The organism is Psychrobacter sp. AOP5-GZ1-6 (assembly GCF_052376345.1).
In the GTDB taxonomy this organism is placed as follows: domain Bacteria; phylum Pseudomonadota; class Gammaproteobacteria; order Pseudomonadales; family Moraxellaceae; genus Psychrobacter.
Genome location: NZ_JBQSVP010000350.1, coordinates 1 through 412 on the forward strand (window position 1 = coordinate 1; position 412 = coordinate 412).

Consider the following 412-nt stretch of genomic DNA (forward strand, 5'->3'; position numbering starts at 1 on the left):
GATCAAAAGCGTGCTGATGATTTAGTTAATCGTAACTTTAATGCCCATCGCCCTAACCAGCTATGGGTTGCTGACTTTACTTACGTTAAAACATTGAGTGGTTGGGTCTATACTGCCTTTATCATTGATGTGTTTGCTCGCGCTATCGTTGGTTGGAAAGTATCAAATCGTATGAACACGGATATGGTGATGGCAGCGTTAAATCAAGCCATTGCAGACAGAAATAACCCAAAAGATGTGATTCATCATAGTGATCGCGGCGTTCAGTACTTATCCATTCGCTATACTAATAAGATGGCTGATTCTGGCGTTATTGCATCTGTTGGTACAACCGGTGATTCATACGATAATGCATTGGCTGAAACGGTTAACGGGCTTTATAAAACAGAGGTGATTGAATATTTAAAACAGC

At 40.5% G+C, this 412-nt stretch carries 1 protein-coding gene; it reads left to right on the forward strand.

Annotated elements, in window-relative coordinates; genetic code table 11:
• Positions 1-412, forward strand: a 412-nt coding sequence (locus tag ACT3RN_RS16160; RefSeq protein WP_444518877.1) for an IS3 family transposase, incomplete at both ends; no start/stop codon positions are given.